Origin of the sequence: Escherichia albertii NBRC 107761 = DSM 17582 (assembly GCF_000759775.1) — a bacterium.
GTDB classification, from domain to species: domain Bacteria; phylum Pseudomonadota; class Gammaproteobacteria; order Enterobacterales; family Enterobacteriaceae; genus Escherichia; species Escherichia albertii.
This window is the reverse complement of record NZ_BBMY01000053.1, coordinates 1-15,581: the sequence shown is the minus strand read 5'-3', so window position 1 is coordinate 15,581 and position 15,581 is coordinate 1. Positions and strand designations below refer to the sequence as shown.

Here is a 15,581-nt window from a genome sequence, read left to right as displayed (position 1 = left end):
GTACAGCGGAGGTGAAGATGAAAGTATGGATTGCGATCTTAATCAGTATCCTGTGCTGGCAATCGTCGGCGCAGGCGGCCTGCCCGGCATGGTCGCCAGCCAAAGCACATGACGAAATTTCCCGCCTGCAACAACAAATAAAACAGTGGGACGATGATTACTGGAAAGAAGGGCAAAGTACTATTGAAGACAGTATTTACGATCAGTTAAGCGCCCGCCTTGCCCAGTGGCAACGCTGTTTTGGCGAAGAGACAAATCGTGATGCTATAGCACCGCCGTTACACGGCACCGTTATGCATCCTGTCGCCCATACCGGCGTGCGTAAACTGACCGATAAGAATGCGGTAAGCCAATGGATGCGTGGGCGCGGCGATCTTTGGGTGCAACCGAAAGTAGATGGTGTCGCGGTAACTCTGGTCTATCACGATGGAAAACTCAGTCAGGCGATCAGTCGTGGCAATGGTCTGAAGGGTGAGGACTGGACGCAGAAAGTACGTCAGATTTCTTCTGTGCCGCACTCTGTAAGCGGACCTTTAGCCAATAGCACGCTTCAGGGCGAAATCTTTCTCCAGCGTGAGAGTCATATCCAACAGCAAATGGGCGGGATGAATGCTCGCTCAAAAGTGGCTGGCCTGATGATGCGACAGGATAACGCTGGCACGCTAAATTCTCTGGGCGTATTTATCTGGGCGTGGCCGGATGGACCGCAGTCAATGACTGATCGATTGCATTTGCTTGCGACAGCCGGGTTTGCGTTAACGCAGAGATATACCCGTGCGGTGAAAAATGCAGATGAGGTTGAATGCGCACGCAATGAGTGGTGGAAAGCAAAGTTACCCTTTGTCACCGATGGCGTGGTTGTGCGAGGGGCTAAAGAACCGGAATCCAGCCACTGGCTGCCGGGGCAGGCGGACTGGCTGGCGGCGTGGAAATATCAGCCGGTGGCTCAGGTTGCCGGAGTGAACGCCATTCAGTTTGCCGTGGGTAAGAGTGGAAAAATCTCGGTAGTGGCGTCGCTCGCGCCAGTTATGCTGGACGATAAACGGGTTCAGCGGGTGAACATTGGTTCTGTCAGACGCTGGCAGGAGTGGGACATTGCACCTGGCGATCAAATTCTCATCAGCCTTGCAGGTCAGGGCATTCCTCGTATTGACGATGTGGTGTGGCGTGGTGCTGAACGCACTAAGCCCGTGCCGCCAGAAAACCGCTTTAACTCGTTGACGTGCTACTTTGCTTCTGATGTTTGCCGGGAACAATTCATTTCACGCTTAGTCTGGCTGGGTTCAAAACAGGTTTTGGGGCTGGAGGGAATTGGCGAGGCTGGCTGGCGTACGCTGCACCAGACTCATCGCTTTGAACATCTCTTTTCCTGGCTTTCATTAACGCCAGATCAATTACATAACACACCGGGAATAGCGAAAAGTAAGAGCGAACAACTATGGCATCAGTTTAACCTTGCGCGCAAACAACCTTTTACCCGCTGGGTGATGGCAATGGGAATACCGTTAACTCAGGCGGCTCTTAACGCCAGTGATGAACGGTCCTGGGAGCAACTTTTGCAGAGAACTGAACAATACTGGCAGCAACTGCCGGGTACAGGAGCACGGCGTGCCAGCAAAGTGATGGAATGGAAAGATAATGCGCAAATCAAGATGCTGGGCAACTGGCTGGCTGCCCAGCAGATCACAGGCTTTGTGCCTTAGTGACCTTCGTGGCTGTAATAAAAAACCGGTAATCCCAGTTTAAGACGCAGTGCCAGCAAACGGGCAAAAAAACCAAATGCCAGAGTGGAGATAATCACTACATCATGGTTAGAGACATAGTGTTGCAGCACGATATACAGCACGGCGGAAGCAAACGAAACGCCGGCGTACAGCTCTTTTTGAAAGACCAGGGGAATACGTTTACAGAACATATCGCGCAATACGCCGCCAAATACGCCGGTAGTCACAGCGGCGACGACGGCAATGATTGGGCCGTGGCCCATATCCAGCGCAACCTGCGCGCCAATGATAGAAAATACCACCAATCCGAGCGCATCCAGCACCAGAAAGACTTTTCGCAAGTAAGGCATTACAGGGGCGACGATAGTGGTGAGAACCGCAGCGGTGGCGACGATAATCACATATTCAGGATGTTTGACCCAGCCGAGCGGATAGTGTCCTAAAAGGATATCGCGCACTGAACCGCCACCGATTGCAGTAGCTGTCGCAATGATAATTACGCCAAATGTATCCATGCGCCGCCGTCCGGCCGCCAGCGCCCCCGTCATGGCTTCGGCAGTAATGCCAACCAAATACAAAATGTGTAACAGCATGGCTCTCTCCCTAAAAATCTGCCTGGCAGGGTAGCGATTTATGCACGTTGTCACGATTGAGATTTTTTAAGGTGAGACTAAATTGATAAGTTGTGATTATGTGGGGTTGAGATTTTCTGTAGTATGCATGCATTTTTCTGGTGTCACGCTAAGAAAAACGCATTAGAAAAAGTATGGTAAACGGTCGTTTTCTGACAGCTTTTCCACTAAGTAAAATGCTGCCCGCCTGAGCGGGCAGCATTACATATCTCTTGAATTAAAGCGGAACTTATTTCTGCGGACGCATAGCCGGGAAAAGAATAACGTCGCGGATCGTATGACTGTTAGTAAACAACATGATCATTCGGTCGATACCAATACCCAGACCCGCAGTTGGCGGCAAACCATATTCCAGTGCAGTGACGTAATCTTCGTCGTAGAACATGGCTTCGTCGTCACCTGCAGCTTTGGCGTTAACCTGCTCCTGGAAACGTTCGGCCTGATCTTCTGCGTCGTTTAATTCGCTAAAACCATTACCGATTTCACGACCGCCGATAAAGAATTCAAAGCGGTCGGTGATTTCCGGGTTAACATCATTACGGCGCGCCAGCGGCGACACTTCTGCCGGATATTCAGTAATAAAGGTCGGCTGAATCAGATGTGCTTCTGCCACTTCATCAAAGATTTCGGTGACAATACGCCCCAGTCCCCAGCTTTTCTCTACTGTAATACCGATAGATTCAGCTAACGCTTTAGCAGCATCAAAATTATCCAGATCAGCCATATCGGTTTCTGGACGATATTTTTTGATTGCTTCACGCATGGTCAGTTTTTCAAACGGTTTACCGAAATCAAACACATGCTCGCCATAAGTGACTTTAGTTGTACCCAGTACATCTTGTGCCAGTGTACGGAACAGCGATTCTGTAAGTTCAATCAAATCGTGGTAATCCGCATACGCCATGTAGAGTTCCATCATCGTGAACTCAGGATTATGGCGAACAGAAATACCTTCGTTACGGAAGTTACGGTTGATTTCAAATACCCGCTCAAAACCACCCACAACCAGGCGTTTCAGATACAGCTCCGGCGCGATACGCAGATACATATCCAAATCCAGAGCATTATGATGGGTAATAAACGGGCGAGCAGATGCCCCACCTGGAATTACCTGCATCATCGGCGTTTCGACTTCCATAAAGCCGCGAGCAACCATGAACTGGCGAATAGCCGCCAGAATTTTTGAGCGCACAACAAAAGTTTGGCGGGATTTATCGTTAGCGATCAGGTCCAGATAACGTTGGCGATAACGTACTTCCTGATCCTGAAGACCATGGAATTTATCCGGCAAAGGACGCAGTGCCTTAGTCAGCAGACGCAACTCAGTACAATGAATGGAAAGCTCGCCAGTTTGCGTCTTAAACAGCGTACCACGTGCGCCGATAATGTCGCCCAGATCCCATTTTTTAAACTGATCGTTATAAACACCTTCTGGCAGGCTATCTCGTGCAACATACAGTTGAATACGACCGCCCACATCCTGCAACGTTACAAAGGAAGCTTTCCCCATGATACGGCGGGTCATCATTCGGCCAGCAACCGAGACTTCAATGTTTAAGGATTCCAGTTCCTGGTTATCCTTCGCATCAAACTCTTCGTGCAACTGGTCAGAGGTATGGTCACGGCGGAAATCATTGGGAAACGCCACACCTTGCTGACGCAGTGCTGCCAGTTTTTCGCGACGATTTCTCAATTCATCGTTAAAATCAATAGCCTCATTGGCTCCCTGTGTTTCTCGTTCAGACATTTTGGTTCCTCTAAATCCAGCGTTCAAATTAGCGTAGATAAAGAGACAGATTGGTATACCGTATTATCTGCCTCGACTATAAATAACTCAGTTTATCTTATCGAAACCAGCACTCACCTCAAGCTGATATCACTAATAAATAACCAATAAAATGGTTTAAATGACTTACACGTCTCGATTTATTAGTGTGTTAAACTGAAAAATACCAACTTATAACTAATTGTTTCTCCGACAATTAATCGCGAGTCTCCTGTATCATATTGGTAGGCGTGCTAAACAGAAATCGGGCAGCAAGGGCCAATACCACGATGATCGCCACACAACCCAACGTCCACTCTCCCATCTGAGAAAAGAATCGCTGGTAAGCCGCAATTGCCATACCGCTAATTTGCGACTCTGTTGTTTGCTGTGCTACTACGCCGGCCAGCCAGTTGGCGACCGCCCCGGTTGCCAGCATATAAATCCCGGTTAATACGCCAGACATTTTCAGACGTGTGATTTGCGCAATCGCCACCGGATCAATAAAGAGTTCGGCAAAGCCCATTAGTGCCAGCCCGGCTATCATCACGCTCATTGACGCCTGACCGCCAGTCGCGGCGTGCCGGGCATCAAATGCCAGCAACATAAAGCCACAAGCCATCAGCAGTAAGCCAAAGGCAAACTTCAGCCAGACGCGTAATGTTGAGTTGCCGTGGCTTTCCGGCGATGCCAGCCAGGCAAGTACAATCCCGGCAAGCATTACCGCAATTGCATTCACTGACTGGAATAGCGCAGTAGGTACTTCAATATTGAATGCCTGACGATTCACAAAGCGATCGATAAACAAGCTGATGGTACTGCCGCCCTGTTGTGCCAGCACCCAGAACAGCGTTCCGACAAACATCAACAATACGATTTGCCAAAGAGCGCGACGGTGTTCAGGGTATTTGATCATCAGGCGTGCAATGATTTGTGCAGCAATAAGGCAAACGATCGCCAGCAAATAGCCGGACCAGTCATTCTCCAGCAGCAGAGTAAAAAATACTGGGGCAAAACAGAGCATCACCATCAACCACCCCCATACCGGTAAGGCAAACTTCACGGTAGTGAGCGCTTTTTTATCCATGCCACGCGTGGACTGAAAATGACGACGACCACTTAAGAAAATCAACAAGCCGATAAACATGCCGCCCCCCGCCAGGGCAAAGCCAACATGCCATCCATACCACTGTGCAGCCAGACCACAGGCGATGGGGGCGGCGATAGAGCCGATATTGCCCGCTGCATACAGCAGCGAAAAACCGCCATCACGACGATGATCGTTCGCGTCATAGAGCTCGCCAAGCAAACAACTGATGTTTGATTTGAATAAACCGTAACCACAAATAATGATTGCCAGCGCCAGATACAGGCTAAAGGTTGAATTTGAATCAATGCCCAGCACCACATGGCCAAGAGTCATTAATAGCGCGCCGGCAATTACTGCAGTGCGGTTGCCGAGCAGGCGGTCGGCAAGCCAGCCGCCGAGAATAGGGGTAACGTAAACCAGGGATGCATATGCGCTGAACAGGCTAATGGCATGGTTATCATCAAAACCAAGCTGATGGGTGAGATAGAGAATGAGTAAGGCACGCATGCCGTAAAAACTGAAGTACTCCCAGATCTGGATCGCCACGATATAGTATATCGCGCGCGGCTGTGAGGGTGTTTTCATGTGTTCTCCTTATGAGCAAAAAAGGGAAGTGGCAAGCCACTTCCCTTGTACTAGCTAATTATTTTTTGCTTTCTTCTTTCAATACCTTAACGGTATAGCGGCCATCAGCCTGACGATATGCACCGTGAATATCGGTTTCAAAGCCCGGATAGTGAGCGCCGATTTCACACAGCATCTGCAGGAACTCCAGAACCGGACGGCTTTCTTCAGTGATCATTTCACCCGGCATTACCAGAGGAACTCCCGGCGGATACGGAAGGATCATATTAGCGTTAATACGACCTACCATTTCGTCGATGTAAACTTCTTCGGTCATACCGTGCAGCTCTTTCTGGAACGCAGCATACGGAGTCATCACCATGGTCGGCAGAACTTCAAATGCGCGATACATCAGATCCGGCAGATTGTGCTGAACAATCAGTTTGTGGATATTCTGAGCCAGTTCCTGAATACGCATGTTTTCATAGAATTCAGGATCTTCACGATACAGAGACGGCAGCATGTTTTTCACACGCAGGTTCAGGTCGAACGCGCGTTTGAAGTCGGTCAGAGCACGCAGCAGGCTCAGTGCTTTGGTCTTATCGATACCGATGCTGAACAGGAACAGCAGGTTATACGGACCGGTTTTCTCAACAATGATGCCATGTTCGTCGAGGTATTTCGCCACGATGCTGGCCGGAATACCGAACTCGCTCATGGTGCCGTCTTTTTCCATCCCCGGAGTCAGCAGAGTGACTTTGATCGGGTCAAGATACATGTGCTCGTTATCGATGTTTTTGAAGCCGTGCCAGGTGCTGTCAGAGCGCAGCGGCCAGCATTCAGTCGTATCGATGTGATCTGGCTGCCATACATCAAAGAACCAGCCATCAGATTCCGTTCTCAGACGTTTGATCTCTTTACGGAACTTGATCGCACGTTCGATGGAACCGTCGATCAGACGTTTACCGGCATTACCTTTCATCATCGCCGCAGCGGTTTCAGTGGAAGCCACGATACCGTAATGCGGAGAAGTGGTGGTGTGCATCATGTAGGCTTCGTTAAAGGTTTCTTCGTTTACATCGCCTTTAACGTGGATCATGGAAGCCTGAGAGAACGCCGCCAGCAGTTTGTGAGTGGACTGGGTTTCGTAAATCACTTTCCCTTCTACACGGCCACCGCTCATACCGCATTTACCTTCGTAAATCGGTGAGAAGTTGGTGTAAGGCACCCATGCGGAGTCAAAATGGATGGATTTCACATCCAGCGTTTTCTTGATGAAGTCGGTGTTGTACAGCAGACCGTCATAGGTAGAGTTAGTAATTACGGCATGTACCGGCCAGGTTGCGTTTGGTGTTTCTTTAACGCGCTTAGCAATGGTAGCGTGCTGGAATTCACTCTGTGGGATACCGCCAAGAATACCGTAAGCGTTACGGGTTGGGCGGAAATAGATTGGCGTAACATCGCTCATCATCATCAGGTGGGTCAGCGATTTGTGACAGTTACGGTCAATCAGAATGGTGCTGCCTGCCGGAGCAGAGTACATACCAACAATCTTGTTCGCAGTGGAAGTACCGTTGGTTACCATGTAGCTGCGGTCTGCGTTAAATACGCGGGCGATATACTGTTCTGCTTCTTTGTGCGGACCACTGTGATCCAGCAGAGAACCCAGTTCAGATACTGAAATGGAAATATCAGATTTCATGGTGTTTGGACCAAAGAAATCATAGAACAGGCTACCTACCGGGCTTTTCTGGAATGCAGTACCGCCCATGTGGCCAGGAGTACAGAAAGTATATTTACCTTCACGTACATATTTAAACAGCGCTTTGGTCAGTGGCGGCAGAATAGTATTGATATATTCGTCAGTGGTCTGCTTGATCTTGTTAGCAATATCATCGGCAGCACCCAGCGCATATTCAAAGAAACTAATCTGTAAACGCAGATCGTTCAGGCTTACATCGAGTGTGGAATAAGTATTAGCGAACGCGTACAACGGCAGGTTCTCGTTCATTTTGCTAATTTCTTCGCACAACTCGAGATTGTATTTATCCCAGTCAAAAATAACACCGCACAGACGCGCATTGTTTTCGATCAGTTTTAATAAGTCGTCACGGTCGTTCGGGTAAACAATCTGGAAGTTCAGACGTTCAAGCGCGCGATGAAGTTCACGGATGGGTTCTTCTTTAAAATAAACCCCCATGTGATTCAATATTGCAATAACGTTCATAGTCATATCTCCAGGTAAAGAAAGCCCCTCCCAACACATGGGACAAATGAAAGGAGGAGCTTCGGAAAATACTTTTAATTAATGTGCGTTAGACGCTGTGTGGTTATCCATTGAGTGGCTCTGGCGCTCGTGCATTTTGCGAGCGTAGAACATCAGGATAATCAGGCTGACGATGAAGGTACCTGCCAGCTCGAAGGAGCTTGCGCCCATCAGAGCGATGAAGCAGAACACGCAACCCAGTACAGAGCAGATCAGGCTGGCAAAGTTGCGGATGTTAACGCCTTCAAAACGAATCAGGTCAACGCAAGAGTAGAAGTACGGCAGCATGGTCAGCAGTACTGCGATACCCGTCAGTTCACCGAACAGGTCAGATGCTTTGCCACCGGCAGAGTTCATCAGAGTGATAAGGATCATCAGGGCAGTCATTTTCACTGCAGCCAGCAGCAGACCTTTTTTCGGAATACCGTTGCTGTCGACTTCACCATAAACTTTCGGGAAGTTACCGTCGTTAGCGGCACGTACACCTGCCTGGCCTACCAGCATCATCCAGGAGCCCAGAGAAGTCAGGCACGCAAATGCGGTGAATGCAGAAATCATCGGCGCAGCCCAGTCACCCAGAATAGTGGAAGCACTGATTGCAAACGGAGCACCGGAACCTGCCATTACAGAAGACGGATACATACCGGAAAGAACCTGGGTCGCAGCAATGTAGACAATACCTGCTAAACCAGTACCCAGCATGGTTGCCAGTGGAACAGTACGTTTCGGGTTTTTAACCATACCAGTACTTACTGCTGCAGATTCCACACCTACGAAGGCCCACAGGCAGAGCAGAATACTTTTAATGATTGCATGACCGTCAGTGGTACCCGCAGTATTCCAGTTAGCTGCATAAGTCGCAGAATCAAACCAGTGCCAGCCAACAATAGCAGTCATAACTACCGGAATAAGAACCAGCACCAGACCAATAGTGGTTAAACGGCTTACCCAGGTACCGCCGAGCATATTTACAAAGGTAAATACCCAGACGATAGCAATACAGGCGATACCAGCCGGAACAGGATCATTTAATACCGGGAAGAAGGTTGAAAGATAAGATACAGCGGTAATACCAATCGCCAGGTTACCAATCCAGTTAGCGTGATAATAAAGAACACCTGTCTGGAAACCAAATGCAGGAGAAATTTCCCCGGCATAAGCAATTGGGCCACCTTGCTGCGGGTTTTTGGTTGCCAGTCGGGCATATACATAAGCCAGCGACATTGCACCAATAATAGAGATAATCCAACCCCAGATAGCAATACCACCGATACTTGCAAGGTTCGCAGGTAATAATGCAATACCGCTCCCCATCATATTACCGGCAACTACACCGGTACAGGCAAATAGCCCGATCTTCTTGGCAGAACTCATGCTTTTCTCCTAAGTTCATTTTAGAATTTGGAGTCCGGATCATGATGTATAACTATTTATTGACCAGACCAAACTGGCGACAAGACTACTCAAAAAAAAAGGATTAATCCTAAAGATTAGGTGAAATAATACAAAAGTTTCTGTAAGTGAGGTCTTGAGCTCTCCATTAACAGATCAGAATAGCAAGTAGATATCATGAAAAGATAAACATTCAATAATTACAATAAGTTACGTAAATTCCGATGGTTAAATATATGTAATAAAAATTATGCGGAAAATAAATTACCGCAACATATTAAACAATAAGAAAACATAAAAATTCAACAATAAGTGTTCCCGTGAATGAATATGCACGGGATTTTACTTATTCCGAAGAGAGAAATTTGTCAAGGTAAGGAACAACGTAAGGGACAGAGGTCTGGAATACGCCATTTTCAATCCAGTAAAGAGTATTTTCACCTGGACGTAAATTAAAGGCAGTGAGATATGCATCAGCAGCTTCCCTGTTCATCCCCTTCATTTCATAAACCTTGCCAAGCAACACATAATTTAGCCAGGACATTTCAAGGTCAATGCCAGTATTTATCGCCTGATACGCGTCGTCTATTTTTCCTTTTTCTAAAGCACTGACTGTTTTTATTTGATAAAAAATGGACAGGTTATTCACACCCGGCATTGTACCAATGTTATCAATTTCTGTATTCAGAGCTGCTAATTGTTTTTCATCTAAAGGATGCTGAGAATGACGCACTATATCAACTAAGGCTTTCTCTGCTCTCGCATAGATAAAATCAGGCGATGATTCAAGAATCTCACCTAATAACTCACTGGCACGATTCAATGATTTATCATCGCCATGCATTAAATAATCGTGTGCCTGGTAAAAATTAGTTAATAAAGCACCGCGATGAGGTAAAAATTGTTGAAACATCTCCTGCATTCGTTGTGGCCACGGTTGATTCAACGCCTTTGACAGGCTTTCCAGTAAATCATTTTGAATTGCCAGCTGGTTACCGTTGGTGATGACGTAACGTTTATCCAACATGGTTGAACCATCTGCATTGTCTACCAATTTCACCGACATAAAGCACTGCTGAGCGCGATATTGGCGCTGATTAACAAACGCAATAGATAGCGTTTTACCGGAGCTGCTCGGTTCATCAATGTTGTAGTTAGTTTTGTCATGCACCATAAAGGTGGAGAAGGTATTAAGTGACGTAGCCACTAAATCGCCCACCCCTATTGCGTAAGAGCGCTGATATGGAGAAGTCCAGTTGTTACAACTCTTATTCACCATATGAATGTCAATATCGCGTGGATTGAGCAAAATACGCGATTTACTCGTAGGAAGACGCGTTTCAAAACTGGACAATGCCACGAGTACTACACAGATACCTAACGACAACAGGAAAAAAAACCATACCCAAAAAGTAGTTAATCGTTTGCTTCTAACTGGGGAGTGTTCGGGAGGTGTTGGAGTGTATTGGATGTTAAGGTTGTGGACGGGAGAAGCTGTATCAGGAATCGTCTCTGGTATAGAGGTTGGCGAAGATAACATCATTTCTTCCCCCTCCTCTGCGCTGTACCAGATAACCGGTACCATTAATTTATAACCGCGCTTCGGGACAGTAGCGATATAGACAGGACTATCTTCATCATTATCTTTTAATGACTTACGTAGTTCTGAGATACTCTGCGTCACAACGTGATTGGTGACGATACTCCTCTTCCAGACATTATCGATAAGTTCATCTCTGCTAAGTACTTCGCCACTATGTTGGGCAAAGAAAACCAGAAGATCGATTAACCGCGGCTCCAGGGTAAGTTGACGCCCATTGCGACTTATTTGGTTTATGGACGGAGTAACAAGCCATTCGCCAACGCGAACTACAGGTTGTTGCATAATAGAAACTCATTCGAAAAGGGACTGGTTCAATGATAATTGCCATAACCTATTTTTACCATCTATAGACATTCAGCAATCAATTCATATAAATGTTATTTAATCCATTTATGCATCATTTTCTAAATATATAGGTGAAGGTTTAAACATATCTGTGAATTGCTTTACCCAACAAGACTATATCATAAAAAACACATAACTATGATCACAGTTTATTTACATTTACGATGTTTGAAAAAGTGACCTGACAAAATGTATGTTTTATGGTGGGCGACGAAGTTCTTACAGATCGTGTAAAAGCCTGTACATCGTTTTGGTATTTTGCATGAATCCAAACGTTGAAAACGGGGTGTACTCAAACTGTCGTATTCAAAATGCAATGTATATACAGTTGCAAAAAAGCCCGAAATATCGGGCTCTTAGGTATCTTTAATTTTTTCTGAAGGCGAACAAATCGTTACTTGAATCTGAATATTTAGTATCTGCATCTGTTCCTTGTGTAGTGCGATTGTGCTGGTGGTGTGTTGGGGTGTATGTACACGCTTATGTACACACTTTGCGAGGGTGCAGGCTAAAACAGGATGTTAAAGCCGCTTTTATGGTGCTTTGAAACGGGTTTTAAAATGGCGCTCGTGGTGCTCTCGGGCACTCAATGGCGCTCTGTGATGTGGCTGGTGGTATGTGGCTGCCATGCATAATGGGGCTGATTTTGTTCATGGCCCGGCAGCGGGTGAGCATTTTTTACCATATTCAGGGTAAAAATGGGCGAAAAAGTTCATTTCTGGCATGGCCTGAAATGCCATGCAGCCCGCGCCGCGTGTGCTCTGGTCGGGGAGAACGGCGCGGAATAATGACCGCTACCCCGCCTTATGGCGGGTAGTCCCACGAAATCCCGGTTATTTCCGTTTATTCCCGGATTAATCCCGCCTTTTCCCGCCTTCTCCCGGCTGTTCCCGGAATTAATCTCCGGGGTGTGGTGGTTATCTGGTGTGGTCGTAGTTCTGGCGTAGTCGCTCCCCCTCAGCGCAATGACGCGGTTTTTTAACGCCGCTGGTAACGCAATGCGGGCAGGCCATGATATGGCTGATATACGCATCACGGGCAGCCAGCCACGCCGCAGACGGGGCACACATATCCGCCAGCGTCTGGCCGTTGCTGGTGGTGTTGTCTTCCGGCCATGTTTCGGGCTGGTGCGCTTCCGGTAAATCCGGTGTAGGTAATGCCCGGATAAACTCACACAATGCATCCGGCAGGCTGAATAACTTATGCATAAATCTGATGTTCTGAATCGCTGAAAACGTGCGTTTTATGGCGTTTTTTCGTGATTTCTGCGTGTTCTGATGTGCTCATTTTGCTGTATCCCTTGTGTGGCGCGGGCTGCGCGTGTGTTTCGGTGTTCTTTTTTACCGCCAGAAAACGGTAATCAGGCATATAAACACGGCTGTAAGCCGCGCCGCGTCTGGCTTCGCGTGATTTTGTGCGTCAAAAGGTGCATTTTTGCCCTTAAAAAGCGTTATTCGTAATTCACTGGTAAATGCTCCGCAGGCCGCGCCATTGCTGGCCTTTTCGCTATTCTGTGTGGTTTTGCTGTTTAACCCGTTTTGCACACTGAAATTGCCTTGCATCCCGCGCCACGTAAGGGATTGCCGGGTTTTTATGTTGCGTTTTTTGCCGTGCGTAATATTGTGCAAGTTGGTGGGACTGGTGGGAACTGTGGGAACCGCCTAGAACCACGCGGCTTTCAGTGGTTCCCACCAGTTCCCACGGTGGCTTTTTGTGGGAACCGTGGCGGCTATTTTTTGTTCTCTGCGGTTCCCACCAGTTCCCGCAGAGTTCCCACTCAAAAACGAACAATAATTATACTGGTTGTTTTATTATTTACTGATTTATATATGTTTTATTTTTACGGTTCCCACAGTTCCCACCATTCCCACCACTTTTTCAGTTTTTAAAAACGCAATTTTTGTGAATTATTCATCAATTGCGAATAACAATGCATTCTGGCCGATGGCGTAAACGCGGTGTTTCTCCCCGTTAACGGAAACGCGTTTTGTGTATCGGCGTTTCCCGTCCGTGTCGCGGTCAACAATCGCGCCAGCATCGTCAAGACTGGCCGCTATGCGTTTCAGGTCGTAGCCGCTGGCCGCCTCACATAGTGCTTCCGGTAAAAACCAGTAAACCCGGTCGCCGTTGCTCCCCGCTCGCCACCATCCGGCGCGGTTGCTTACTGGTTCGCTGCATGTGCTGCCCCCTTCAAAGCGTGAAGCATGGCGGGCGATAAACCCCGCGACGGCCCGGAGTATTTTCACGTCCTCCGATTGCCCCCGGCCACGATAACCCGCCCACGCATCAAACATCGCTTTCACTGCCTCCAGTGCTTCGCCCTGTTTCCACGGCAGAATCCCGGCAGTTATCGCCATTTCCCCGGCCAGTGCGCACAGTGTGAAACGCGCGGCGGCGCGCGCCTCCTGCCCGGTGCTTACGGGGAATTGTTCGCGCAGTATGGCGTACATATCCGCCAGCGTCTGGCCGTTGCTGTCGGTGCTGGTGGTGTCACTTTCATTGCGGGAAATCAGCCAGCGCACAAACTCCGGCCCGGCGTGGCCGTAATGGGTGGCCGCATTACCGCGCAGCGTTTCGGCAAATTTCCGGCCTGCTCCCCGGCGTTCTGTGTCGTTGTCGGGGTTGTGGGGTAGTGCCATTCCGTGAAGACAGTCAAATGCCCCGTAAAGCCGCTGTGCCGGAATATCCAGTAACCGCATTTCCTGCCCGGCCTTGATGCGCTGGCCGCCGCTTTCCATGTGTTTACCCACGGTCATTTCCCCGGTGGAAATAATCATGGTGCGCCATGTGTTGACCGGGCGGGCCATGCCGGACACCTTGCCACGCTGGCGGCCTGTTCCGTTGCCAAGCTGATAAATCAGCCCGCCAATATCTCTGGCCGGGGCTTCGCCAATTTCATCCAGTATCAGCGCGGTATCGTTCCGCATGGTCGCCAGTCCTTCAAGCCCGGTGCTGGTGGCGTTCCAGTTGCGTTTAAAGTTGCGGGGTTCTCCCCATACGCTACAGGCCACCAGTGCCCCCACGCTTTTCCCGCTGGAACTGTCGCCCATGAAATGAAATCCGCCGCTGTCCACATCAAGCAACCACAGCAACGGCCCGGCGAGCGATGCACACACGGCCAGCATGGCTACCGGGTTTCCCCGGCATAATGCGGCCACGTTGTCGCGCCAGCCCTCCGGCGTTCCTGCGGTGGCGTACTCCTGTGAGCCTGCTTCTGTTGACTGAAACACCACATCACCATCACCGATAACCCCGCCCGGCATGACAAACAGGGCCGGGGAGTGCCACCCGGTGGCCGTGGCCGCGAGCGCCCGGCGTTTTGGTGCTGACTCCATGATGTATTCAGTCAGTGCCTGCCGTTGTTTGTAGGGAATGGTAACGCCCATGCGTAGCAGTTCCTGCCTGAGTTCTCCGCCGTCTCCGGCGAGCATTTCCATCGGTGCGGCCCATTCCCGCCACTGGCCTGACGGCGTGAGAAAACGGAGTAATCGCCCGTAGTTTTCGTCTTTGCTGTCGCTGGTCATGGCGATGACCTCCAGCGGGGAACAGATAAACGTGTCTGTGTTGGTTGAGTCGCGCACGCCGTGCCAGTAAAGGCCGGGTTTCAGTATCTGGCCGCCGTCCACCTGTACATGCTGCGAATAAGTGGCGTAGCCCGGACGTGCCGGGCTGACTTTGGGGTGTTTCTTGCGTGGTGGTTTTCTCTTCCCGGATGTGACCGGGGTTTTAGTGGTTGTCCGGGTCATGCTCCATTTCCCATAGCATCAAATCGTTAAAGTCGGAAAGGTCTGGTGATGCACCGGGCGGCCATTCCGGGAATGTGACGTAACATCCGGCCAGCAATGCGGCTTCGTTGGCCGCTCTGGAACCGGGGTTATCTTTTGATGCCCGGTCATCATCCCCGGCGATAACGAGAGATATGCGCGAGCCGTATCGCTCACGCAGCGCCATAGCCACATGTTTAAGGTTTCCCGCATTCATGGCACACACCACGGCCATGACGTTCCAGTACTGGAGAAGGGCGGCCCCGGTGGCCCACCCCTCACACACGTAAACGTCATGTTCCGGTGCTTCCGGGGCCATCAGGTCAAAGCTCCCCATAACATGAAAAGCCCCCTGCACCTGACCATCACGGAGAAACATTTTTCGACCGTCCGGGCTGATAATCTGCACGTTCACCACTTCGCCGCATACGTTGTA

Annotated in this window: 10 protein-coding genes; 1 reads left to right on the top strand and 9 read right to left on the bottom strand. The window is 49.1% G+C overall.

The annotated features are described in order from the left end of the window. The first annotated feature begins 17 nt into the window (after window positions 1-17). Complete coding sequence (ligB, locus tag EA14781_RS11330) at window positions 18-1,703, top strand: NAD-dependent DNA ligase LigB (protein ID WP_002460340.1); 1,686 nt, start codon at window positions 18-20, stop codon at window positions 1,701-1,703. Here the strand turns inward: ligB and EA14781_RS11325 are convergent. The 9 genes from EA14781_RS11325 to EA14781_RS11285 all read right to left on the bottom strand — a co-directional run. Further along, window positions 1,700-2,317 carry a trimeric intracellular cation channel family protein gene (locus tag EA14781_RS11325; protein ID WP_000924290.1) on the bottom strand — a complete coding sequence of 206 codons (618 nt, stop codon included), beginning with the start codon at window positions 2,315-2,317 and terminating at the stop codon, window positions 1,700-1,702. The two genes, ligB and EA14781_RS11325, sit on opposite strands and share 4 nt — an antisense overlap. A 268-nt stretch (window positions 2,318-2,585) precedes the next feature. After that, complete coding sequence (lysS, locus tag EA14781_RS11320) at window positions 2,586-4,103, bottom strand: lysine--tRNA ligase (RefSeq protein WP_000003797.1); 1,518 nt, start codon at window positions 4,101-4,103, stop codon at window positions 2,586-2,588. 235 nt (window positions 4,104-4,338) lie between these two features. After that, window positions 4,339-5,796 (bottom strand): dipeptide/tripeptide permease DtpC, encoded by a 1,458-nt coding sequence (dtpC, locus tag EA14781_RS11315; protein ID WP_000856810.1) that lies wholly within the window; start codon window positions 5,794-5,796, stop codon window positions 4,339-4,341. A 58-nt stretch (window positions 5,797-5,854) separates the two neighbouring features. Continuing rightward, the gene (gene cadA / locus EA14781_RS11310; RefSeq protein ID WP_002460343.1) at window positions 5,855-8,002 is read right to left on the bottom strand and encodes a lysine decarboxylase CadA; all 2,148 of its coding nucleotides are present in this window, start codon (window positions 8,000-8,002) and stop codon (window positions 5,855-5,857) included. A gap of 78 nt (window positions 8,003-8,080) precedes the next feature. Further along, window positions 8,081-9,415: a cadaverine/lysine antiporter gene (gene cadB / locus EA14781_RS11305; RefSeq protein WP_000092917.1), complete on the bottom strand. Its 1,335-nt coding sequence runs from the start codon at window positions 9,413-9,415 to the stop codon at window positions 8,081-8,083. Window positions 9,416-9,779: 364 nt separating this feature from the next. Then, window positions 9,780-11,318, bottom strand: coding sequence for a lysine decarboxylation/transport transcriptional activator CadC (cadC, locus tag EA14781_RS11300; RefSeq protein ID WP_001187164.1), 1,539 nt, complete (start codon window positions 11,316-11,318; stop codon window positions 9,780-9,782). Between the two features lie 980 nt (window positions 11,319-12,298). Further along, window positions 12,299-12,589, bottom strand: coding sequence for a hypothetical protein (locus EA14781_RS11295; protein WP_000549243.1), 291 nt, complete (start codon window positions 12,587-12,589; stop codon window positions 12,299-12,301). A gap of 699 nt (window positions 12,590-13,288) precedes the next feature. Next, the gene (locus tag EA14781_RS11290; RefSeq protein WP_000198854.1) at window positions 13,289-15,127 is read right to left on the bottom strand and encodes a DUF927 domain-containing protein; all 1,839 of its coding nucleotides are present in this window, start codon (window positions 15,125-15,127) and stop codon (window positions 13,289-13,291) included. Beyond that, a partial coding sequence (locus EA14781_RS11285; RefSeq protein ID WP_042326713.1) for a toprim domain-containing protein occupies window positions 15,108-15,581 on the bottom strand: 474 nt, incomplete at its 5' end. The genes EA14781_RS11290 and EA14781_RS11285, both read right to left, overlap by 20 nt.

What these genes read in the sequence shown, in the direction of transcription:
- cadB (WP_000092917.1), bottom strand. Translation starts at nt 9,415, where the DNA reads ATGAGTTCTGCCAAGAAGATCGGGCTATTTGCCTGTACCGGTGTAGTT.
- EA14781_RS11295 (WP_000549243.1), bottom strand. Translation starts at nt 12,589, where the DNA reads ATGCATAAGTTATTCAGCCTGCCGGATGCATTGTGTGAGTTTATCCGG.
- EA14781_RS11325 (WP_000924290.1), bottom strand. Translation starts at nt 2,317, where the DNA reads ATGCTGTTACACATTTTGTATTTGGTTGGCATTACTGCCGAAGCCATG.
- cadC (WP_001187164.1), bottom strand. Translation starts at nt 11,318, where the DNA reads ATGCAACAACCTGTAGTTCGCGTTGGCGAATGGCTTGTTACTCCGTCC.
- dtpC (WP_000856810.1), bottom strand. Translation starts at nt 5,796, where the DNA reads ATGAAAACACCCTCACAGCCGCGCGCGATATACTATATCGTGGCGATC.
- ligB (WP_002460340.1), top strand. Translation starts at nt 18, where the DNA reads ATGAAAGTATGGATTGCGATCTTAATCAGTATCCTGTGCTGGCAATCG.
- EA14781_RS11290 (WP_000198854.1), bottom strand. Translation starts at nt 15,127, where the DNA reads ATGACCCGGACAACCACTAAAACCCCGGTCACATCCGGGAAGAGAAAA.
- lysS (WP_000003797.1), bottom strand. Translation starts at nt 4,103, where the DNA reads ATGTCTGAACGAGAAACACAGGGAGCCAATGAGGCTATTGATTTTAAC.
- cadA (WP_002460343.1), bottom strand. Translation starts at nt 8,002, where the DNA reads ATGAACGTTATTGCAATATTGAATCACATGGGGGTTTATTTTAAAGAA.